Raw genomic sequence first — 20,585 nt, forward strand, 5'->3', positions numbered from 1 at the left:
CTGCGTTTTGCGCCCGTATCCATTGCACCTTCCTGATAAGAAGTCAGAAGGTGTAAACCTTATTCAGGACGAGACACCTAACGCAAAAAAGCCGCACGACCCGAAGATCGTGCGGCTTTTTTGCAGATGAATCACTTGTCTTGTTTGTCGCTCAGAACCTTGCCGGTAGCAGCGTCGAAGTCCACATCCCACTCGGTGCCGTCAGCCATACGCAGTTCAACTTCATATTCGTAACCGTTGAAGTGGTTATCCAGGTCGGTGTCGGTAATCGTGGCACCTGGGTGCAACTTCAAGGCAGCCTGATTCATTTCTTCCAGGGGTTTGATCTTGCCGCTCTTGACCAACTCAGGGATCTGGTCGACGCGAACATCGGCCTGGGCCAGGCCAGTGGTGAGGGTCAGGGCAGCAGCGGTGAACAGGGCAGTTAAAGTTTTCATGAAGTTCTTTCCTTGGATGAGCTGTTTAAGTGGAATCAGGTTAGCTCGCGCAACTTAATTCACCCTTAATTGCCTGTAGCGTCAGCTTAAAAGCTTCGCGGGCAAGCCTCGCTCCTACAAGGTCTGCGCAAAAACCTGTGGGAGCATGGCTTGCCCGCGAAGCAGGCGCCACGGTCTCGAATCAATACCCGTTGTTCTGCAACAACTGCGCAACGCTCGCCGCCGCCGGACGCTTATAGAACTTCAGCAATTCGCTGGCGCGGTTGGTGAAGATGCCATCGACACCGGCATCCGTCACTTTCTGGTAATCCACGGCATCGTCGATAGTGTAGACATGCACCAGCAGGCCCTGATCGTGGGTGTACTGGTTCATCCACGGTTTCACCAGGTCGGAATAGCTCTGATCGCCACCCTTGGTCAGTGCGGCGGAAGGGCCGGTACCGATAGCGCCCTGAGCCTTGGCGTATTCGACCCATTGCTGAAACTCGGCTTTGTCTTTCGGTTCCTGCCTGGCGTAGTAACTCGCTTTATCCTTGTCACCGGACTCGGCGAACGTCACTTTGGATTTCGGCTCAATGCTGCCTTCGCCCACCCACAGCAGCAGGATTTTCGGCACTTGCGGCATTTCCTTCTCAAGCAGTTCGAGGCTGCTCTTCTCGAAAGTTTGCAGCACGACTTTGCCTTTGCCCTGACCGACCGCCAAATTGCTCTTCGCCAGTTTCGAACCGGTTGGGCTCAGCCAGCCGCGGTCCTGCAATTTATCCTTGAGGTCGCGCTCAATGCCGGGAAACTGTTTTGGCTCCTTGGTTTCGATGTACAGGCCCGGCTTGTGCAGCGGGTTGCCCTGGGCGATGTCGATGATTTCGTCCAGGGTCAGGATCTTCAGGCCCACGTAGCTCGGACGCGCGCGATCCGGGTAAGCGCGGTTGAACCAGCTGCCGGCATCCAGTGTTTTGAGTTCGGCGATAGTGAATTCGTTGGCCAGGCTGTCCTTGCGCTCAGGGAATTTAGTGGCGACATCGGTGGTGCGTTGCAGGTTGTTGTCGTGCAGGGCGATCAGCACGCCATCCTTGCTGCGTTGCAGGTCGAGTTCCAGGTAGTCGACACCCAGATCGCGCGCCAATTTGTAGGCCGCGGCGGTGGATTCCGGTGCATCGAAAGACGCGCCGCGGTGGGCGATCACCGCCGGGTGCGGAATGCCCAGACGGGTCGCCAGTGCGGTGGGGCTTGGCTCGCTGGCGGCCTGTGCCTGGCCGAGGCCGAGCATCAGGCTCAGCAGCAAGGCGCTCTTGGTGAAGGTGACAGGCATGGTCGAAGTCCTTTTGCGATGGGTTTTCAAAGACGTATCTTTTAACAACTGAGCGCCGCTTGCGCTATCGCCGGACCGTCATAAATGTGTTTAAAGCAGATTTTTCAGCGCTTTTGTGCGGTTCTTTGCAGTACTCTTGGCCTCGGTAATTTCCCCGGCAGAGGGAAATCCATTCGCTTGCCCTGCGTGTAAACCATCGATCACCGGTCTTTTTCGACCTTTTGTGAGGTTTATCATGCGCATCACATCCCAGCTCATTTGCCAGGCCGCCGACCAACTCAAAGGCTTCGTCGGCCTCAATCGCAAGACCGGCCAATACATCGTTCGTTTCAGCGAAGACTCATTCGGCATGGACGTGGCCGACGATGGCATCATCCCCACCAGTGAATTCGTCTGGGCACCCGGCCCCGGGCAGACCATGACGCTCAAACGCGAACTGATCCAGCTGCTGCTGGACCAGAACATCGACGACCGGATCAACATCACCGAACCGTTGCGGGTGTATATGAACCGGCGGGAAGTGCCGCAGATTTCGGCGGTGAGGAGTTTGGTGCGGGGTTGAGGATTTTGTGGTGTCAGATCGGGCCTCTTCGCGGGCAAGCCTCGCTCCTACAGGTCGTGTTGAATCCTGTAGGAGCGAGGCTTGCCCGCGAAGGCGATTTAAAGAACACCACATCATTTATTGTTTGAACGCATACGCCCGCTCAATCCTGCACACCCGCGTATGACATGTCGAATACCAGGTCGAACGCCCGCGCTCACGAATCGCGCTGTGTTCGGGATGGTATTTCCAGGCCAGGATCGCCGCTTCGCTATCCCAGTAGGACACCGTAATCCCAAGCCCATCCGCGCCCCGGGCCGATTCCACGCCAAGGAAGCCGGGTTGCTCCCGGGCCAGTTCCACCATGCGTTCGGCGGCCTGTTCGTAACCGTGATCGCCGTCGGTGCGAAGCGAGGTGAAAATCACTGCGTAGTAAGGTGTTGCAGGTGTCTGGGCGATCATGATTTTTGCCTCGCACACGCCTCGATCAAGGCCCGAACCAACGGCGGCAGAATACCCGTGAGCGCAGTACGTTCCGGTTGGAACAATGTCGCGACGAAGAACGGATGATCTTTTAGCTCCACCGCCCGCAGATCCCCCGCCGAATCGTGGCCAACCGCGTGCAACTGTTGTTTGAGTAGCTCCTTTTCAAACTCCGGATTCACACCATAACGGCAGCGATATCCTTCGCGAATCTCAGCGTTTTCGTACGCCTTGGCGATCAATGAGCCTTCAACCAAATGAATGCTGTCGAAAGCCTCCACCAGCGAACAGGTCAGCGGCGTGAGTAATGCCCGTGTCGCCTCGGGCGAGGTTTCGCCGTGTTCGGCATCGCTCCAACCCAGAACGTTGCGGGCGAATTCGAGTACCGCGTGCTGAAAACCGCCGCAAGTGCCGAGGAAAGGTCGCTGCTGCTCGCGGGCAAAACGGATCGCCCGTAACGCGCCGTCCATGTCGCGATAAGGGCTGGCGGGCACGCACCAGAAACCATCGAAGTCATCCAGTGGCGTATCGGCATTGATGCTGTCGGTGGCCAACCATTGAAACTGTATGTCTCTGCCTGAGTGTTCGGCGGCCATGCCGAGGGCGACGGGAATCGCTTGGTGAGCGGTGACCTGTGGGTCGTAATCGCCGATCAGGGCGATGCGGATGGCGTTGGTTTCCATGAGTGATCTCGACGCTTGTTGATTCCTGGCACCCACTATAGATTGGCGTTCACGCAATCAATATTGGCGTTATCCCAAGTGATCAATGCATCGGCGCACTATCGACTGGACTACCCGGACCTGTCCCTGATCCTCGCCCTGGTGCGCGGTGGCTCTCTGGCCCGGGCCTCGGCGTTGTTGAAAGTTGACGTCTCGACGGTGTTTCGCGCCGTCCGCCGACTGGAAGCCGCGTTGGGCCAGCAACTGTTCGAAAAGAGCCGCGCCGGTTACCTGCCGACTACGCTGGCACAAAGCCTGGCCCAGCAGGCTGAGCGCGCCGAACAAGCGCTGGAGGCGGCGCGCATTGGCGTGGAGCAGGGCGGTGAAGTTATCAGCGGCACCGTGCGCCTGACCTGCACCGACTCAGTCCTGCAAAGTTTGTTGTTGCCGGCGCTGGCGCGGTTCATGCCGTCTTACCCGGCGTTGACCATTGAACTCTGCACCTCCAACGACTTCGCCAATCTCAGCCGTCGCGATGCCGACATTGCCTTGCGACTGACCCGCACACCGCCCGAGCATTTGGTTGGCCGGCGATTGGCGGATATTTCCTACCGGGTCTGTGCCAGCGCGGCCTATCTGCAATCGGTTGATTCCCACGACTTGGCGGCATTGACCTGGATCGCCCCAGACGACTTCCTGCCCGATCACCCCACCGTCGCCTGGCGACGTCAACAATTGCCTGGCGTGACACCGAGCTATCGCTGCAACAGCATGTTATCGGTGACCGAGTTGGTGCGGGCCGGGCTGGGTGTTGCGGCGTTGCCGGACTTCCTCATTGGTGACGGACTGCAACCATTGACCGAGCCCTTGCACGGTTACGACACCGCACTGTGGTTACTCACTCGCCCAGACTGCCGCGCGTTGCGCTCAGTGGTGACGTTGTTCGATGAGTTGGGGCGGGCGTTGAAGTGGCCTTGAGTCGGATCCGGCGGCTCTTTGCCTACGAAGTGTTGATGCTATAGCCCGGCGCCAGTTTCATCCTGAAACACATTGCAGTGTTTTATGCAGGGCGAATGATCAGCGATAAAACCGCGGACATTGTCATTTTTTGCAGCTCTGTTCAGCGCTCATAACAAGCAAGGAACATGTCCAGCGCCGACTCCACCACGGTGTGCTGCATCTCGGGTGACAAGCCTGGCTGGCCCATCGAGATCTGCGGCCAGAACGCAAACGACTTGAGCAATCCCTGAACCTGTTGCGCAGCGAATTCGGGTGCGACCGGTTTCAATCGGCCATCGGCTTGAGCGGCACGAATCCATACCGTCACGCCTTCTTCGCGCTCACCCATTCGGGCGACCATGTTCTGCGCACGCTCGGGAGAATGGATGGTGGCGGCGATCGCCACTCGCGCCAGGTCGAGAAAATTGTCATCGGCCAGCATTTGCATCTTCGCCTGCAACATCAGACGCAACTGATCGCGCAGGGGCAGGTCAGGGCGGTAAGTCGTTTCCTGTTCGGCCGTCACCCGTGCCCACAATTGATTGAGAATTTCGGCGAACAACTCTTCCTTGCTCGGGAAATGGTTGTACACCGTGCGCTTCGACACGCCAGCGGTGGCGGCGATCTTGTCCATGCTGGTGATGTCGAAACCGTTGGCACGGAATTCGGTAATCGCCGCCTGGATGATGGCTTCGCGTTTACGGTCAGTGAGGCGCTGTGGAGCTGTCATAAATACGCTTAGGCAGGAAGAAGTGGAGAATTACACTTGGAAGTTTACTTGTGATCGGCTTTGATGCAACCTTGAAACTACACTGTGCAGTGTAATGTTTTGTTAATCCTGCCCAGGAAGAAATAGAGTCTGCGGCTGATGCGTGCGTGCTTTGGCCATTTATCGTCCCAAGCGGAAAACCGTCAATCGTGCGGTTTTTCTGGAGTCAGTCATGGCCACCTCAACTTCCCCACGGGATGACCTCTCAACGCCTGAAGCTTCTCGTCAGGCCCAAGGTCAGTACCGAAACCATGCGCCTGTGCAGCGCGAAGGCTTTCGTAAAACCTTGCGCATCCTGTGGAACTTCATCTTCCACAAACCGCGCGACACCCGGCCGTCCGCCCCGGTCCCAGTGCAAACCCTGACCCAGGCTGCATTGCTCGCCGCGCCGAACCACAGTGTCTATCGCCTTGGTCATTCAACCGTACTGCTGAAATTGCAAGACAAATTCTGGATCACTGACCCGGTCTTCGCCGAACGCGCTTCACCGGTGCAGTGGGCCGGCCCCAAGCGTTTCCACCAGCCGCCGATCAGCCTCGAAGACTTGCCGCCGATTGAAGCGGTGATCCTGTCCCACGATCATTACGACCACCTCGATTATCAGGCCGTCCTCAAACTGGCGGATAAAACTCAGTACTTCCTTACCCCGCTGGGTGTGGGCGACACCCTGATCAAATGGGGTATCGATGCCAGCAAAGTGCGTCAACTGGATTGGTGGCAGAGCACCGAGGTCGATGGGCTTCAATTCATCGCCACCCCTTCGCAACACTTTTCCGGTCGTGGGTTGTTCGACGGCAACAGCACCCTTTGGGCGTCGTGGGTGATGATCGATGGCGACACGCGGATCTTTTTCAGTGGCGACAGCGGCTACTTCGATGGCTTCAAACGCATCGGCGAACAGTACGGCCCGTTCGACCTCACGCTCATGGAAACCGGCGCCTACAACGTCGAGTGGCCTCACGTTCACATGCAGCCCGAGCAAACCCTGCAAGCGCATATAGACCTTGAAGGGCGTTGGTTGCTGCCAATCCACAACGGCACCTTCGACCTGTCAATGCACGCCTGGTACGAACCCTTCGACCGTATTGTGGCGTTGGCCTGGGAGCGGAATGTGTTGATCACCACGCCGCAGATGGGTGAGGCGTTCCATGTGATGGATCCGCAGCGTGGTCACGCCTGGTGGCTGGGGCTGGAAGGTGTCAGCGACCCGATGGAGCCTCAGAACGCTTGATCTTGATGTTGTGCTGCCGAGCCGCTTGCCGTGGGAGCGGCCCTGCCGGTCAGTTACGCCGTAATGCAATGTGTAGCAGCTGGCGAAGCCTGCGTTCGGCTGCGCAGCAGTCGTAAAATCAGAGATTGCGGTACGTCAGGCAGACCGTGTCAGCCGGATTCACGACTGCTGCGCAGCCGAACGCAGGCTTCGCCAGCTGCTACAAAGAGGATGTCGCGCGGCCCGGACTCCTCAACCCATCTATCTGCGTCCCTCCAGTAGCAGGTTTGGATATTTCGAGATCTTTGCCACGGTCAAATCGCGAAATTTTCCACTCAGTATTTCGTCCAGTTCTTCCTGAGACAGTCCGAGCCTTTGCGCAGCCTCGGTCTTGCTCAGCCGACCGGTTTTGAGAAGCAAGCCAATCTTCATGACGTGTTCGGCTTTGGCCCGCATCTTTCCAGCATCGGGATCACCCAGTGCGTCATAAACGCTACTGTTGCTTCCATCGATTTCATTCATCTGCTGACACCTCACTCAACCATTGCATAATCCGCCCGCCCCACCGGATCCGGTGTCGACCCTCGCACATTCATCCCTCTGCCCGGTGCAAATCCCGGAAAGAACACCAGACCTTGCGACTCAAACCGATACGCCAACGCCAACCGGGTGACATCCAGCACATCGCGATCTGCCTCGAAGCGCAGAATGGCGTCAACGGAAACCCCGGACTCCTCGGATAACTCTTCAATACTCCAACCCAGCATCGCTCGGGCCTGGGCACAGTGGGCGGGGGTGAACTGGAAGAGGGCGATACGTTCCAGGGTGATTTTCATCGCAAGAGTGGCCATGGTGTTCTCCGGGCTCGAGAGTGCTGATTCAAAATGTACTGTGTTTTTGTACAGTTGTTTTGAGCCCGGATCAAACTCATTTTTTGATCGATTCAATTTTTTCGCTCAGGCAGGAGCTTCGGAGCGACTACGCTGTTTCTATGCGGGACCCTGAAAGCTCAAGGCTTTCAACTCCCCTCAGCAGCAACGATTGAACGTCAGCTTTCTGATTTTCAATACAAGGAAAGGTGGCGTTTATGACGCAGTTCGTCACAGCGTTATGCGGGGAAGGGAATCATGAAAAGACTACGTCTGTTATGTGCCCTGATCGGTTTTACAAGTCTGCCCGTCGTGGCTGATATGGCATCGTTGAGCAAAGAGGCCTTTGTCAGCAACCTGATAAATCAAATGACCCTGGAGGAAAAAATCGGCCAACTGCGGCTGATCGCTATTGATGAAAAGATGACGCCCGAAAAGATACGCGAAGAGATCGCCGCCGGGCGAATCGGTGGTACCTACGGTTCTGTAAGCCGTTACGTAAACCGACCTATGCAAGACGCTGCTCAACAAAGCCGCTTGAAAATACCGATGTTTTTCGGCTGGGACGTGATCCACGGCCATCGAACCATTTTCCCCATTGGCCTGGCGTTGGCCTCCAGCTGGGATATCGGCGCTATCGAATTAAGCGGTCGAATCGCCGCAAAAGAAGCCAGTGCGGACGGTATCGATATGACCTTCGCCCCGATGATAGATATCGCCCGGGATCCTCGTTGGGGGCGCACCTCCGAAGGTTTCGGCGAAGACACCTACCTGGTTTCGCGCATTGCCAAAGCGATGGTTCAGGCCTACCAGGGCACAAGCCCGAATGCACCCGACAGCATCATGGCCAGCGCCAAACACTTTGCGTTGTATGGGGCTGTGGAGGGTGGACGCGACTACAACAGCGTCGATATGGGCCTGGCCAGAATGCACCAGGATTACCTGCCACCTTATCGTTCGGCCATTGAGGGTGGCGCGGGGGCGATGATGGTGGCGCTCAACTCGATAAATGGTGTGCCAGCCGCTTCCAATGCATGGTTGATGCAAGACCTGCTGCGCAAGGCATGGGGCTTCAAGGGATTGGTCATCAGCGACCATAACGGGATAAACGATCTGGTTCAGCATGGTGTTGCGAAAAATCACCGCGAAGCGGCCAGGCTCGCGATCAAGGCCGGCGTTGATATGAGCATGAACGACTTCTCCTACGGTCCGGAGCTACCCGGCCTGCTTGAATCCGGCGCTGTTTCCCAAAGCAATATCGATAACGCGGTGCGCGAAGTGCTGGGGGCCAAGTACGACATGGGGCTGTTCGAAGACCCTTACCGGCGCATCGGCGTTGCCAGTGAAGACCCCGCTGACAACAATGCCGAACACCGTCTGCACAGAGCGCAGGCCCGTGAGGTGGCACGCAAGACATTGGTCCTGTTGAAGAATGAAAACGGGCTCTTGCCGCTGAAAAAAGAGGGCGTGATTGCGCTCATCGGCCCGTTGGCAAAAAGTACCGTCGACATCATGGGCAGTTGGTCTGCAAGCGGCGTGGCCGAGCAATCGGTGACGATCTACGACGGGCTGAAAAGCGCAATGAACCAAGGCTCGCTGATCTATGCCCGAGGCGCCAATCTCGAGGAGGATCAGGAAGTCGTTAAATACCTGGAATACCAGGGCGTGTCCAAAATCGAAAACGACCCTCGTCCGGCAGCAGAAATGATTGACGAAGCGGTCAAGGTCGCACAGCAAGCCGATGTTGTGATTGCGGTGGTGGGCGAGCCCCGCAGCATGTCTCATGAAGCGGCCAGTCGAACCAGCCTCGATCTGCCGGGGCGCCAGAGTGAATTGATTACCGCCCTGAAAGCCACCGGCAAGCCACTGGTACTGGTCTTGATGAACGGCCGGCCACTTTCTATTGGCAAGGAGCATAAACAGGCCGATGCGATTCTGGAAACCTGGTACAGCGGCTCTGAAGGAGGCAACGCCGTTGCCGATGTGTTGTTCGGCGACTACAACCCGTCCGGCAAATTACCCATCACCTTTCCACGCTCCGTGGGGCAGATCCCCAATTACTACAGCCACTTGAACACCGGTCGCCCCTACCTGCCGGGTGCGCTTCGCAACTACACGTCGCAATATTTCGATCAAACCCATGGGCCGCTTTATCCCTTCGGCTACGGGCTGAGTTATACCGACTTCAGCCTGACCGACATGGCCCTGTCTTCGGCCACCCTGAGCAAGACCGATAATCTCGTGGCCAGCGTCATGGTGAAGAACATCGGCCAGCGTGACGGCGAAACCGTGGTTCAACTGTACATCCGCGACGTCGTCGCATCCGTCAGCCGGCCGGTCAAAGAACTGAAGAACTTTCAAAAAATCATGCTCAAGGCCGGAGAGGAGAAAGCGGTCCATTTCAGCATTAACGAGAACGACTTGAAGTTCTTCAACGCTCAGTTGGAACACGTCGCCGAGCCGGGGGAGTTCCGGGTGCAAATCGGTCTGGATTCTCAGGATGTGAAGGAGCAGAGTTTTGAGTTGCTGTCAGAACAAGGCAGTGGTTAAGGCCGATCAGTAAAGAAAACCTGTAGGAGCGAGGCTTGCCCGCGAAGAACGATGACGCGTAATACCTGAAAAACCGCGGTGCATTCTTCGCGGGCAAGCCTCGCTCCTACAGGATCTGCGCTTGCCGCGAGCTCGCTATTTCGTCCCTTCCAACCAAACGGACGGTGCTTGCCCCAGCACCCGACGAAACATCGTCGAGAACGCCCCCGGGCTGTCGTAACCAAAATCCAAAGCAATCCGCGTTACCGGCGTGCCCACCGCCAGCCGCGCCAAAGCCAGCACCACACAAGCCCGCTGCCGCCATTGGCTGAAACTCAATCCAGTCTGTTGGCGAAACAGCCGATTAAAAGTACGCAAACTGATATGCAACTGATCAGCCCATTGCTGCGGCGATTGGTGAGCGTTCGGTTGCCGCAGAAACATCTGACACAACCCAAGCAACCGCATATCGACAGGCAATGGAATGTGCAACGGCAAATGAGCACTACGAGCCAGTTCATACAGCAGCAAATCGATCAGCGCACCGTCGCGCCCGGCCTCGTCATACTCCAGCGCAACCTCCACCGCCTCCATCAACAAATGCCGCATCAACAGCGAAACACTGATCACCTGGCAGCGATTGCCCAAATCAACCGCCCCCGGTTCGATGTACAAGCTGCGCGTGCTCACCCCCAGCATCAACACCTCATGCGCCACCCCCGGCGGAATCCACACCGCGCGCTGCGGCGGCACCACCCAATTGCCGTCGTGCGTACTTACCTGCATCACCCCGGTGGCGCCGTACAACAACTGCGCCCGCCGGTGGGTATGGCGCGGCAACAGACGACCGTCGGGGTAATCCGTGCCGATAGCCACCACCGTCCGTGGTGTAGCGTCCAGCAAATCAATCGAAACATTGCGCATCGAGCGGTATCCAGCGGTTGGCGTAAACGCAAACATTATTGGCTGACTTGCTGAAGCAGGCCAAGCCCCATCGCTCTATCGTCGACCACTCTCAACCAACGGACGATGCGCGATGCTCTTCTACCTCTTGCTGGCACTCTTCGGCTGCATGACCGGCGTCACCGCCGTGCTGTTCGGCTTCGGCGGCGGCTTCGTCGTCGTGCCCTTGCTGTACCGCATGCTCACGGCCAGCCACGGTGCCGACGACCCCATCAGTCAATCGGCGATGCACATCGCCGTGGCCACCTCGACCTGCGTGATGATCGTCAACGCCCTGATCGCCACCGCAAAGCATCACCACGCCGGTAATCTCATTCGTCATTATCTGTGGCCATTGGGCGGGTTCATCGGCCTGGGCGCGATCGTCGGAGCGGTTGCAGCGATGTGGGCGAGTGGCAAGCTGATTCGCTATGCCTTCATCGCCTACCTTGGCGTGACAATTCTGGACTGCCTGCTCAGGCGCGGTTTTCTCACACAGTCTGACGCCGTAATTCCACGACGGTTGGGCAGGGCAGAAGTGTCCGGCGGCGGTGTAGGCATCGGCACCATCGCCACGTTTCTCGGCGTAGGCGGCAGCGTCATGACCGTGCCAATGTTGCGCCGTTGTGGGCTGAGCATGTCTCAGGCGACGTCCATGGCCAATCCGTTGAGCTTGCCTGTCGCGCTGGCCGGGACGCTGACTTACATGGCCATGGCGGGTTTTACCGAGTTTGATCTGGGGTCGTGGTTTGTCGGTTATGTGGATGTGTTGGCGTTTGCGGTGCTGACTGCCGGATCGATGATAGGCATCCGGCTGGCCACACCGTGGATCGGGCGGATACCGGATCGGGTGCATGCGCGGGTATATATTGGTCTGCTGGTTTTGGTGATGTTGAGTATGTGCGCCAAGTAAGGTTGGAATCCGTTGGCTTATTCGCAAGAATAGGCCTTCGCACTGTTCAAGATTTCACGCAGTAGAAAGTCATGTCGATCCTCCTCAGCCTTACGAGCTTGAGTGGGTTGAAGAGATTGAGCGACCGGACTGAGCGACATAACCTTATTAATCAAAGGACCAAGGATGCTGATCTTCAACTGCACCGAAGCGGCCAGCAACTTCTTCAGTCGCGTGCACAAGGGTAAAAAAGTCAGCCCAGTGGAAAAACCGCCATCGCCCACCATTGAGGACGATGAGCAAGGTGAGTCCACCGAACAGTGGCTGGTCCACGCCATCACCGTCCAACGCAAGCACGTGTTATTCGTCATCCATGTGCAAACCCGTTATTGCATGATCTTCGCCGACGCTAAAAAGGCTGACGTCGAGGGTTTTGTTCATCGGTTTTCCGAGCGATGGATCAATGGCCTGATCCATCATGCGGGGCAGCACGACATTCTTCGCTGGGTCGAAGATGAGCCGATGATGGAGCGCTTTGAGGAAAGCAATCGCGAGTACCGGCTATACAAACGCCGACATCGCGGTGCGCAAAAGCACATAGAAGATATCGCCTGGTTCTTCCAGGACTGCGCCGCAGAGTGGGGCACCTTACCGCCGGATGAGTATGCGGCCGGCCGCTTCGACGCGCAGATGAACGATTTCCTCAGAGGCAGTAAAGATCATAAAGACTCTTACTATCCGAGCGAGGAAATGATGGCGCACTGGTTACGCACATACTGCGGGCGGGATGAGCAAGTTATTCAGGCTGCACGTGATCGGCGTAAAGAGGTGAAGCAGGAAATCAGGGATCTGGAGAGTCAGTTGCGGGAAGGTTGAAACCCTGAATATCCAGCAAATGCCCGCGATGCGACGATCTCGGGCCTTTCTATAATCGCTCTATAATTGCCTATAAAATTTTACCTAGGCATGCCAGATCGATTACTTCAGCACCAACCCCGGCGATTCACGAATAATGAAGTGATCCAGGTTCTCAATATTCGCACTGAACACCCCGAACGTCTGTTCGGGGTTTTTCTTGCTGGGCACCTGCTTCAACTCCGGCGTCACCCCATAAAAGAAACAATACAACTGCGCCTCACTGTCGACGGCATGCTTGATCTCCTCCAGAAACGCTTTGCGCTTGCGGTAGTTGTCGATCAGCTTCTTGCTCAGGTAAACGTTGACCGAGTAAGGCTTCTTCTTCGCCTCGTCCGCTTGCTTGAACCAGACCTTCTGTTCGAAATCGATGCGAAAGCTCTGGGTGTAATCCTTGATCTCCTTGATCTTGCCCCAGTAAATCAGCCCCTTGTTGTCCTGCAGATACTCGATCTTCTTGAAAAACGTCCCATAAGGCGCCGTGTGCTCGCCAATCTTTAGCGGCATGCGCTTGAGCAGCTCCTTGTCCTCGAAGTTCGACACAAAACACTCCACCGGATGGGCGAAGACACTGGTCTTGTCCGGCGCCGACTCTCGGCTCGTGTGCTCGACGTTACTGGCCCCTGAAGGCTCTCGCGGCTCATCGCGCATAACATCCGCCGCTACCGCCGGGGTAGACGGCTTACGCACATACTCACGCCGAGTCAGCAGCAACTCCGACGGGAAATGCTCCTCCCGACTGTCATCCGATTCCGCACCATCCGCCTCCAGGCCAGACGCCGGCGTCTTCAGGCTGACATAAGGACAACCCTCGACATGCCGCGTGCTGGGAATGTTCTTGAAGTGCGGCGTGCGCACGTAATTCACATTCTTGGCGTTGAACGTCCCCAGCACGTTGGTCGTATCGAACGCCGAACGGCAGGCATCGTTGGGGCACTGGAAATGCTCCTTGGCGGAATCGAACTCCATCGTCTCGTCGAAATTCAAATCGCGCACGTCATAGATCGACAGCTTGTCGTCGAGGCTGAGGCAGTAGGCGAGGTCGAATTTCATTGGGTATCGGGCTCTTCAAAGGGTTCGTTTTTATAATCGCTAAGCTCTCGTCCTGCACAGTTTTTTATGCAATTCGACCTACTTATCTGTGCGGCTTTACCCGTGATAGCAATGTGGTTACCGTTGTAGGATTATTTTCCTGCGGCTGTGCGCTATTTCCTACGTTGAGTTTCGGTTCCTACGAGCCGTAGCGACTGTGGTCGAGGTGCACCCGCGATGCCATTTTGCTCACGTAGCAAGGATAGCGACTCGATGACTTCGCCTGCACTTAACCAAATCTTGTTTGGCCCACCGGGAACCGGTAAGACATACGCGACCATCGAGGTTGCGTTGGAAATTCTTGCTCCTGAGTTTCTTCAGGCCAACAAAGACAATCGGGTTGCTCTGAAGAAGCGCTTTGATGAGCTTGCTGCAGATAGGCATATCGAGTTCGTTACGTTTCATCAAAGCTTCAGCTACGAGGACTTTGTCGAAGGTCTACGTGCGGAAAGCGGGGAGGATGGGCAACTGCGGTATGCCGTAGTCGATGGCGTGTTAAAAAAATTGTGTAACCCTGCCATAGCCAAGGTAAAGAGCCCTGGTGTTCTATTTCAAAAGGGGGAGTCATTTGGCTCGGGATACATCGTCACGAGTGCATCCGTTGAGTTGCTAAGCTTGGTTAAACCCAATGGTAAAGAACTACCGATTGGGATGAGTATTCTTAACACGCTCGCTGAGTATGTGCGCGCAGGGCGGTTAACCGTCTCAGATATTCGCAACAAGCTGGTTTTTGACAAGATCTCAGAAACTAAGCTGGAGCCATTTCTGATCAATGGCTACAACAATATTTTGCCTGTTTTGGTCGAGCGCATTTTGGATGCTCCATCTGATCGCGCTGAGGTCAAGGCAACAGCCCAATCCAGCAATGCACGCGTACTTATCATCGACGAAATAAATCGGGGCAATATTTCTCGAATTTTCGGTGAGCTGATTACGTTAATCGAACCGTCCAAGCGCGCCGGAGCTGATGAGGCATTGACGGTGACGCTTCCGTATTCGAAGGATCATTTCAGCGTTCCAAGCAATGTCTACCTCATTGGCACGATGAACACCGCTGATCGTTCATTGGCTGGTCTAGATATCGCGCTGCGTCGTCGTTTCACGTTCCGCGAAATGCCGCCTAAGCCTGAGCTGCTGAAAGACGTCACCGTGGGGGAACTCAATATTGCTCAACTCCTAATAGTGATGAATCAACGAATTGAGATGCTGTTAGACCGAGATCATTGCTTAGGGCACGCGTATTTCATGCCGTTAGAGAGTGAGCCAACGCTGGAACGATTGGGCCAAATCTTTCGCGAGCAAGTGCTCCCATTGCTGCAAGAGTATTTTTTCGAAGATTGGCTACGGATTCAGTGGGTCCTTAACGATCATCGGAAGGACCCTGAAAACCGCTTTATCGAGCAGCCGCTATTCAGCTCAGGATCTTTGTTTGGCGATCAAGTGGTGCTGACTAACCAAAATAACCAATGGCTTATCAACGAGGATGCCTTTGCTCGGATTGAGTCTTTTTGGGGTGTCATTGATCACCAAGCAGTACCTCCAAAGGTCCAGGAGGCTATCGAAGCTGGAAAAGACGACATTCAGGTTCGTCAGCTTGAAAGCGGATCAATCGAGGTTTTAAAGTCTGGGAAGATCGTCAGCCCTTCTAAACCTATTTTGCGAGAGCTCGCCGCAGCGCATGGTCTGACAACACACCATGCAAGTGGTCGTGAGTTTAATACTCGCCATCTTGGTGCGGCCGTTATCAGCGCATTGAAAGGAGCGGCGGTGTGAAACCCGTCATCACGGTTCGTGAGTACGCGAGGCTCACGACAGATAAAATCACTGAACCGACGTTGGATCTTGCTCAGGTATCAGCTTCAGCCTTTGATTGGTTGTGCAAATTAAATGCTTCATTCAGCAACACTGGTGCTGCGCTGATTCAGCTTGAGAGTCGTCGTTTACTAAAACTCGATAACTACGTCGGGGTGTTGGAAACACCCTGCGGCACTCGTCTTGAAATTCTCCCCAAACATTTTGAGCGTGAAGACTGCATCAAGCAGAGCAGAGCTTTATTGAGGCGCATGATCCAAGCCTCTTTAAATTTGCCTACTCGTGACGTCGGCGCGGCTGATCTACAAAATTTCAATGCACCGTTGAGCGAATGGATCATGGGCCGATTCCTACTTGCTCTGGATCACTTGATCAAACGAGGTCTACGCTTTGACTATCAGCGCGTAGAGGAGGAACAACGGTTCCTACGTGGTCAATTGGATGTGGTAAAGCAAATGCGCCAACCCCCTGGACGCCAGCACCATTTCCAGATTCGACACGATATCTATTTGCCCGACCGACCAGAAAACCGCTTACTCAAATTCGCGCTAGATGAGGTCTGCAAAGCAACAAAAGATGCTGGTAACTGGCGTCTGGCTCACGAGTTAAGAAGTGTGTTGTTAGAGGTTCCTACACACCGCAATGTGCAGCAGGATTTCAACCAATGGAGCAGCGAGCGACTGATGGCGCACTACGTGCTAGTGAAGCCCTGGTGCGAGCTGATTATCAAGCAACGGATGCCTTTGGCGGTCGCCGGGGAGTGGCATGGCATGAGCTTGTTGTTTCCTATGGAGAAGCTGTTTGAGCGCTATGTAGCTGCGAGTCTTGACAGAGATTTGCTGCAAGACGCTCGCCTTCAAACTCAAGCCCGCAGTGAATGTTTGTGTCAGCACAAAGGCAAAAACTTCTTTCAATTACGGCCGGATTTGATGGTTCACCATCAGAATAAACGCTGGGTGCTAGACACAAAATGGAAGCGGTTGAGTTCTTCCGCTGAGGATAAAAGCTACGGTTTGAAGCAGTCCGATTTTTATCAGTTGTTCGCTTATGGCCACAAATACCTAGCGGGCGAGGGGGAGTTGGTGCTGATTTATCCAAGACGATCTGCGTTTGATGCGCCGTTGCAGGTATTCGAATTTGCACCGCAACTCAAGCTTTGGGTGCTGCCGTTTGATATGGAACGTGGGGTATTGTTAGGAGCTCCTGAAGGGTTCCCGCTTCACTCTCAGCAGTTGTAATCGAGTGAACAGTCGGCGTGATGCTCAACGCTCCCAATCAATGGGTGCAGAAAGCTGCACCCATCTTTAGTGGCTTTCTAAAATAGAAATAGCCGTGAAGCTTTCCTCCACCAAGAGGTTTGCGGTTGGGTCAGCAGGATGCAAGGCATGTCCCGCATCCGAATCCATGGTTCATTCTGCCAATGCAGCAAGCTCAGTTGCATCTGTGGCCAATCCAAAACGCTCAAGGTCGGACGCTCACCTGTCTGCGCTGGTCTTGCGTCACGTAGTGCAGCTACAACCTGATGCGTCAGCCATTCCCGTAGTGAGCGATATTCCGGGCAATAGTGATAAACCAGTAATGCATACACGCCCGATTCGCTGAGCATCAGTCGTTCCTCTGCTGCCCCGTGAGCGTGTACTAGTAACATCCGTCGCTGATCCGTATCGAGTTTTCGGGACATTCGTTCATCCAGATACTTACCCATCAACCGCCCTATATCGCGTGCGCAAAACCAGGCTTGGTTTTCGAAGAGTAGGGCGTGGAGATGAATTTCGTGGCGAGTGAAAAGGGTGGATGCGAGAGGCTCCCACTCGTCGTTCATTGGTGTTGATAAATTTCTGGATGCGAGTTGAGTGGACATAATCCGTGACCTCTACGTATTAAGGGGGCAGGGCCAGACCCAACGTAGAGTGGAATTAAAAAATCCCAACGAGCAAAGCCGTCACATTCCAACGACAAACCACCAAAGGGTGAATTGCGAATCTGTGATTGACCAAGCTTTCTACGTTGGGCGTTTCTTAGGCACCTGCAATGGAGCTTAGAGGTGCTTTGAATAGTCATCAATACGGAAGCAGCCGTAAGTTCTGTAGGAGATTTAGCGGCGTTATGTAGGGATAAAAAATTATTTCCGTTCAATAAAAAAGCCCCGATCAGGTCGGGGCTTTCAGCTTTTCGATTTGACGATTCAGATCGCTATCATTCAAATCGCGGTGAGCTTGGAAATCAATCCCAGCTAAGCGCACCACCAGTCTGATACTCAATAACCCGAGTCTCAAAGAAATTCTTCTCTTTCTTCAAGTCCATGATCTCGCTCATCCAAGGGAACGGGTTCGTAGTCCCCGGATACTCTTCCTTCAAACCAATCTGCGACAACCGACGGTTAGCAATAAACTTCAGATAATCCTCCATCATCGCCGCATTCATGCCCAACACCCCACGAGGCATGGTATCCCGCGCGTATTCAATCTCCAGCTGAGTACCTTGCAGGATCATCTGCGAAGCTTCTTCCTTCATCTCGGCATCCCACAAGTGCGGGTTTTCGATTTTGATCTGGTTGATCACGTCGATGCCGAAGTTCAGGTGCATGGATTCGTCGCGCAGGATGTATTGGAACTGCTCGGCGACGCCGGTCATTTTGTTGCGGCGGCCCATGGAGAGGATTTGGGTGAAGCCGCAGTAGAAGAAGATGCCTTCCAGAACGCAGTAGTAGGCGATCAGGTTGCGCAGCAGCTCTTTGTCGGTTTCGACTGTGCCGGTTTCGAACTTCGGATCGGAGATCGAACGGGTGTATTTCAGGCCCCAGGTGGCTTTTTTCGCGACCGATGGGATCTCGTGGTACATGTTGAAGATCTCGCCTTCATCCATGGCCAGCGATTCGATGCAGTACTGGTAGGCGTGGGTGTGGATCGCCTCTTCGAAGGCCTGGCGCAGGATGTACTGGCGGCATTCCGGGTTGGTGATCAGGCGGTACACAGCCAGGACCAGGTTGTTGGCAACCAGGGAGTCGGCGGTGGAGAAGAAGCCGAGGTTGCGCATCACGATGCGGCGCTCGTCGTCGGTCAGGCCTTCCGGGTCTTTCCAGAGGGCGATGTCGGCGGTCATGTTGACTTCTTGCGGCATCCAGTGGTTTGCGCAACCGTCTAGATACTTCTGCCAGGCCCAGTCGTACTTGAACGGTACGAGTTGGTTGAGGTCGGCGCGGCAATTGATCATGCGCTTTTCATCGACAGCTACACGGGCGGAGGCGCCTTCGAGTTCGGCGAGGCCTTCGGCGACGTCGAGGGTGTCCAGGGCAGCTTTGGCACGGGCGATTGCGGCAGAGTCGGTCGCGGTAACAGCGCGAGCTTCTTGAGCGGCGACACCACCAGCGGTGTCGAGTCGGTCCATGTTGGCTTCAGTCGCGTGGCCGGCGTTGGCGCCTTTTACCACGGTCTCGCCGCTGTCTTCTTTGTCGAATTCGTCCCAGCTCAGCATGACGTGTCGTCTCCTGCGTGAGGGCCAGATTGCCCGTGTGAAAACTGATAGGTTGGTTTTTCACACAGCCGTTTCTGGCCGCGTTGGATCTAAAGGAAATCGTTTTTTGCAGCGGTACAACGCAGGCAATAAACAGAATTTTGTACGGGTGTTCTGAAGCCACTAATGGGCGCAGAAAACGTGAGTCGCTTCCGCGTGGGCTTCAGACTGGCTTTTCACCCCTGTAAGGGAATATTGCAGCCCCGTTTAAGTCCGCATTATAAGGAAATTTTCAGCCCCGTGGTGCGGCGAAATGGCACCCGGAGCGGTCGGCGAGGGGCGTTTTCAGGTTGGAGCGAGGGTTTACAGGGCTTTGGCGGAGGAAGTTTTTTTTTGGGTTGTTTTGGCTGGTTTTTGACGGTGAGGACGGGGTGTTGGCGTCGTTACGCTCTGCGGTTGTGTCCCGAGCCAGGTGGGGCGGGGCTTTCAGGGGAGGGGAAACGTTTTTGTGGGCGAGATTGTGTGCAGTTTTTGGTTGAAAATGTTCTTGGAATGAGTTGCTCAAAAAACAACCAGAAACGGCGTTTTTTACTACATGTAGTGGTTTTGGTCGATTTTTGACCACTTCAGACACAACTAAGCCCGACCGAAGTCGGGCTATGAGGTCACGTTCAATTTTCAGCTGAAACGAGCGGCACCTACGTGGTCAGAACCATCGGCAGCGACTTTGGCAGCGCCGGTGTGATCGAAGCCATCAGAAGCGAAAGACGCCGAACCAGTGTGGTCGTAACCGTCGGAAGCGACAGCGGCTTCGGTGAAAGCAGCCGAACCAGTGCGGTCGTAGCCATCGGCGGCGAAGGTGTTGGCGGCCAGGACGGAAAGGGTCAGGGCGAGGATCAGTTTGGTTTTCATGGTGGTGGCTCCAGGTTTGTTGGCGTTGTATGCCTTGGGTGGAATTCATCCTACGCCAAATAATTTGATTAAAAAGTGCAAATAAATGCTTAAAACAATCTATTTAGTCGATCTGTTTGGTAAGCGGTTCCTCTGTCTTTAATGGTGAGCTTTGGGGAAAAGATCAAAAGATCGCAGCCTGCGGCAGCTCCTACAGGGGTCGTGGGCGCCGGGGTTGAGGGTTGCGGGCGGATCAGCCGTTGGAGCAGCCGTTGCCCATGACGCTGTAGCGCAGAATGTGCCGCTGACCTTTGGAGTCGTCGTATTCCATTTTGGCCGGAACCACTTCGCAGACATTCGGGATTTCGCTCATCGATATGACTTTGGCGATGTCCAGGTGGGTGGAGTAGGTGTATTCCTCGACTGGCTGCTGCTGTGCGACATCAGCCGGGGCCTCATCTGCCATGGCGGTTGCGCACAGACTGCTGAGGGCCAGAACCAATAAAGCTTTCATTTGAGATTTACCTTTCTGAGGTCGAATGGGGTCACGCAATCTTTTTGGGATTGCGTGTGGAGCTTTAATAAAGAGTCTTGGATTAACTGCCTTCGTGGGGGCTGCAACTGGGTTAATCGCGTTGCCGTGTTGGCGAGACCGATTTTAGGCCTGGGGGTGGCGCGCATATAGGCGTGCTTTTGATAAACACCTTTGACAGTTTTCGTAACAATCGGCGTTTTTCAGGCAGACCGCGTTATCGTTCTTCGCGGGCAAGCCTCGCTCCT

Annotated in this window: 21 protein-coding genes; 8 read left to right on the forward strand and 13 right to left on the reverse strand. The window is 55.1% G+C overall.

The window, feature by feature from the left end; genetic code table 11:
- Nucleotides 1-131: 131 nt before the first annotated feature.
- Nucleotides 132-437 (reverse strand): PepSY domain-containing protein, encoded by a 306-nt coding sequence (locus NHU87_RS25875; protein WP_253553639.1) that lies wholly within the window; start codon nucleotides 435-437, stop codon nucleotides 132-134.
- A 181-nt stretch (nucleotides 438-618) separates the two neighbouring features.
- Nucleotides 619-1,746, reverse strand: coding sequence for a glycerophosphodiester phosphodiesterase (locus NHU87_RS25880; protein WP_253553641.1), 1,128 nt, complete (start codon nucleotides 1,744-1,746; stop codon nucleotides 619-621).
- A 235-nt stretch (nucleotides 1,747-1,981) separates the two neighbouring features.
- On the opposite strand from NHU87_RS25880, the gene NHU87_RS25885 reads away from it, so the two are divergent.
- Nucleotides 1,982-2,308: a DUF2025 family protein gene (locus tag NHU87_RS25885; RefSeq protein ID WP_253553643.1), complete on the forward strand. Its 327-nt coding sequence runs from the start codon at nucleotides 1,982-1,984 to the stop codon at nucleotides 2,306-2,308.
- Between the two features lie 117 nt (nucleotides 2,309-2,425).
- On the opposite strand, the gene NHU87_RS25890 is transcribed toward NHU87_RS25885, so the two are convergent.
- Complete coding sequence (locus tag NHU87_RS25890) at nucleotides 2,426-2,749, reverse strand: antibiotic biosynthesis monooxygenase family protein (protein ID WP_253553645.1); 324 nt, start codon at nucleotides 2,747-2,749, stop codon at nucleotides 2,426-2,428.
- Entirely contained in the window at nucleotides 2,746-3,453 is a 708-nt protein-coding gene (locus NHU87_RS25895) for a CTP synthase C-terminal region-related (seleno)protein (protein ID WP_253553647.1), read from the reverse strand. The genes NHU87_RS25890 and NHU87_RS25895 overlap by 4 nt, the downstream gene beginning before the upstream one ends.
- Before the next feature lie 15 nt (nucleotides 3,454-3,468).
- Here NHU87_RS25895 and NHU87_RS25900 point away from each other — a divergent pair, with 15 nt between their 5' ends.
- Complete coding sequence (locus NHU87_RS25900; RefSeq protein WP_253553649.1) at nucleotides 3,469-4,410, forward strand: LysR family transcriptional regulator; 942 nt, start codon at nucleotides 3,469-3,471, stop codon at nucleotides 4,408-4,410.
- 142 nt (nucleotides 4,411-4,552) lie between these two features.
- Here NHU87_RS25900 and NHU87_RS25905 read toward each other — a convergent pair whose 3' ends face one another.
- Nucleotides 4,553-5,161, reverse strand: a complete 609-nt coding sequence (locus NHU87_RS25905) for a TetR/AcrR family transcriptional regulator (RefSeq protein ID WP_253553652.1) — start codon at nucleotides 5,159-5,161, stop codon at nucleotides 4,553-4,555.
- A gap of 211 nt (nucleotides 5,162-5,372) precedes the next feature.
- On the opposite strand from NHU87_RS25905, the gene NHU87_RS25910 reads away from it, so the two are divergent.
- Nucleotides 5,373-6,431: an MBL fold metallo-hydrolase gene (locus NHU87_RS25910; RefSeq protein WP_253553655.1), complete on the forward strand. Its 1,059-nt coding sequence runs from the start codon at nucleotides 5,373-5,375 to the stop codon at nucleotides 6,429-6,431.
- A gap of 240 nt (nucleotides 6,432-6,671) precedes the next feature.
- Here NHU87_RS25910 and NHU87_RS25915 read toward each other — a convergent pair whose 3' ends face one another.
- Entirely contained in the window at nucleotides 6,672-6,932 is a 261-nt protein-coding gene (locus NHU87_RS25915; protein ID WP_253553658.1) for an XRE family transcriptional regulator, read from the reverse strand.
- Between the two features lie 11 nt (nucleotides 6,933-6,943).
- Nucleotides 6,944-7,261, reverse strand: coding sequence for a helix-turn-helix domain-containing protein (locus tag NHU87_RS25920; RefSeq protein ID WP_253553661.1), 318 nt, complete (start codon nucleotides 7,259-7,261; stop codon nucleotides 6,944-6,946).
- A gap of 339 nt (nucleotides 7,262-7,600) precedes the next feature.
- Between NHU87_RS25920 and bglX the strand changes: the two genes are divergently transcribed.
- On the forward strand, nucleotides 7,601-9,829 hold the full coding sequence (gene bglX, locus NHU87_RS25925; protein ID WP_437180859.1) for a beta-glucosidase BglX: 2,229 nt from the start codon (nucleotides 7,601-7,603) through the stop codon (nucleotides 9,827-9,829).
- A gap of 135 nt (nucleotides 9,830-9,964) precedes the next feature.
- Here the strand turns inward: bglX and NHU87_RS25930 are convergent, their stop codons facing one another.
- Entirely contained in the window at nucleotides 9,965-10,732 is a 768-nt protein-coding gene (locus NHU87_RS25930; RefSeq protein WP_253553667.1) for an AraC family transcriptional regulator, read from the reverse strand.
- Nucleotides 10,733-10,844: 112 nt separating this feature from the next.
- Here NHU87_RS25930 and NHU87_RS25935 point away from each other — a divergent pair, with 112 nt between their 5' ends.
- Nucleotides 10,845-11,663 (forward strand): sulfite exporter TauE/SafE family protein, encoded by an 819-nt coding sequence (locus tag NHU87_RS25935; RefSeq protein ID WP_253553670.1) that lies wholly within the window; start codon nucleotides 10,845-10,847, stop codon nucleotides 11,661-11,663.
- Between the two features lie 165 nt (nucleotides 11,664-11,828).
- On the forward strand, nucleotides 11,829-12,518 hold the full coding sequence (locus NHU87_RS25940; protein ID WP_253553673.1) for a DUF6933 domain-containing protein: 690 nt from the start codon (nucleotides 11,829-11,831) through the stop codon (nucleotides 12,516-12,518).
- Nucleotides 12,519-12,620: 102 nt separating this feature from the next.
- Here NHU87_RS25940 and NHU87_RS25945 read toward each other — a convergent pair whose 3' ends face one another.
- The gene (locus NHU87_RS25945; RefSeq protein WP_253553676.1) at nucleotides 12,621-13,610 is read right to left on the reverse strand and encodes a hypothetical protein; all 990 of its coding nucleotides are present in this window, start codon (nucleotides 13,608-13,610) and stop codon (nucleotides 12,621-12,623) included.
- 252 nt (nucleotides 13,611-13,862) lie between these two features.
- Here NHU87_RS25945 and NHU87_RS25950 point away from each other — a divergent pair, with 252 nt between their 5' ends.
- Nucleotides 13,863-15,422, forward strand: a complete 1,560-nt coding sequence (locus tag NHU87_RS25950) for an McrB family protein (protein ID WP_253553679.1) — start codon at nucleotides 13,863-13,865, stop codon at nucleotides 15,420-15,422.
- Complete coding sequence (locus NHU87_RS25955; protein ID WP_253553682.1) at nucleotides 15,419-16,699, forward strand: McrC family protein; 1,281 nt, start codon at nucleotides 15,419-15,421, stop codon at nucleotides 16,697-16,699. Before NHU87_RS25950 ends, NHU87_RS25955 begins: the two co-directional genes overlap by 4 nt.
- Nucleotides 16,700-16,776: 77 nt before the next feature.
- On the opposite strand, the gene NHU87_RS25960 is transcribed toward NHU87_RS25955, so the two are convergent.
- From NHU87_RS25960 to NHU87_RS25975, 4 genes are all read right to left on the reverse strand, one after another.
- Entirely contained in the window at nucleotides 16,777-17,322 is a 546-nt protein-coding gene (locus NHU87_RS25960; protein ID WP_437180857.1) for a BRO-N domain-containing protein, read from the reverse strand.
- A 362-nt stretch (nucleotides 17,323-17,684) separates the two neighbouring features.
- Entirely contained in the window at nucleotides 17,685-18,935 is a 1,251-nt protein-coding gene (locus tag NHU87_RS25965; RefSeq protein ID WP_007905373.1) for a ribonucleotide-diphosphate reductase subunit beta, read from the reverse strand.
- A gap of 657 nt (nucleotides 18,936-19,592) precedes the next feature.
- Nucleotides 19,593-19,826: a hypothetical protein gene (locus NHU87_RS25970; RefSeq protein ID WP_253553685.1), complete on the reverse strand. Its 234-nt coding sequence runs from the start codon at nucleotides 19,824-19,826 to the stop codon at nucleotides 19,593-19,595.
- Between the two features lie 232 nt (nucleotides 19,827-20,058).
- Nucleotides 20,059-20,319 (reverse strand): DUF2790 domain-containing protein, encoded by a 261-nt coding sequence (locus NHU87_RS25975; protein WP_253553688.1) that lies wholly within the window; start codon nucleotides 20,317-20,319, stop codon nucleotides 20,059-20,061.
- Between the last annotated feature and the right edge of the window lie 266 nt (nucleotides 20,320-20,585).

Source organism: Pseudomonas mandelii, from assembly GCF_024138395.1.
GTDB classification, from domain to species: Bacteria; Pseudomonadota; Gammaproteobacteria; order Pseudomonadales; family Pseudomonadaceae; genus Aquipseudomonas; species Aquipseudomonas mandelii_E.

Excerpts from the sequence above, each read along its gene's own strand:
- NHU87_RS25875 (WP_253553639.1), bottom strand. The coding sequence starts at position 437 with ATGAAAACTTTAACTGCCCTGTTCACCGCTGCTGCCCTGACCCTCACC.
- NHU87_RS25880 (WP_253553641.1), bottom strand. The coding sequence starts at position 1,746 with ATGCCTGTCACCTTCACCAAGAGCGCCTTGCTGCTGAGCCTGATGCTC.
- NHU87_RS25885 (WP_253553643.1), top strand. The coding sequence starts at position 1,982 with ATGCGCATCACATCCCAGCTCATTTGCCAGGCCGCCGACCAACTCAAA.
- NHU87_RS25890 (WP_253553645.1), bottom strand. The coding sequence starts at position 2,749 with ATGATCGCCCAGACACCTGCAACACCTTACTACGCAGTGATTTTCACC.
- NHU87_RS25895 (WP_253553647.1), bottom strand. The coding sequence starts at position 3,453 with ATGGAAACCAACGCCATCCGCATCGCCCTGATCGGCGATTACGACCCA.
- NHU87_RS25905 (WP_253553652.1), bottom strand. The coding sequence starts at position 5,161 with ATGACAGCTCCACAGCGCCTCACTGACCGTAAACGCGAAGCCATCATC.
- NHU87_RS25910 (WP_253553655.1), top strand. The coding sequence starts at position 5,373 with ATGGCCACCTCAACTTCCCCACGGGATGACCTCTCAACGCCTGAAGCT.
- NHU87_RS25915 (WP_253553658.1), bottom strand. The coding sequence starts at position 6,932 with ATGAATGAAATCGATGGAAGCAACAGTAGCGTTTATGACGCACTGGGT.
- NHU87_RS25920 (WP_253553661.1), bottom strand. The coding sequence starts at position 7,261 with ATGGCCACTCTTGCGATGAAAATCACCCTGGAACGTATCGCCCTCTTC.
- bglX (WP_437180859.1), top strand. The coding sequence starts at position 7,601 with ATGGCATCGTTGAGCAAAGAGGCCTTTGTCAGCAACCTGATAAATCAA.
- NHU87_RS25930 (WP_253553667.1), bottom strand. The coding sequence starts at position 10,732 with ATGCGCAATGTTTCGATTGATTTGCTGGACGCTACACCACGGACGGTG.
- NHU87_RS25935 (WP_253553670.1), top strand. The coding sequence starts at position 10,845 with ATGCTCTTCTACCTCTTGCTGGCACTCTTCGGCTGCATGACCGGCGTC.
- NHU87_RS25940 (WP_253553673.1), top strand. The coding sequence starts at position 11,829 with ATGCTGATCTTCAACTGCACCGAAGCGGCCAGCAACTTCTTCAGTCGC.
- NHU87_RS25945 (WP_253553676.1), bottom strand. The coding sequence starts at position 13,610 with ATGAAATTCGACCTCGCCTACTGCCTCAGCCTCGACGACAAGCTGTCG.
- NHU87_RS25950 (WP_253553679.1), top strand. The coding sequence starts at position 13,863 with ATGACTTCGCCTGCACTTAACCAAATCTTGTTTGGCCCACCGGGAACC.
- NHU87_RS25960 (WP_437180857.1), bottom strand. The coding sequence starts at position 17,322 with ATGTCCACTCAACTCGCATCCAGAAATTTATCAACACCAATGAACGAC.
- NHU87_RS25965 (WP_007905373.1), bottom strand. The coding sequence starts at position 18,935 with ATGCTGAGCTGGGACGAATTCGACAAAGAAGACAGCGGCGAGACCGTG.
- NHU87_RS25970 (WP_253553685.1), bottom strand. The coding sequence starts at position 19,826 with ATGAAAACCAAACTGATCCTCGCCCTGACCCTTTCCGTCCTGGCCGCC.
- NHU87_RS25975 (WP_253553688.1), bottom strand. The coding sequence starts at position 20,319 with ATGAAAGCTTTATTGGTTCTGGCCCTCAGCAGTCTGTGCGCAACCGCC.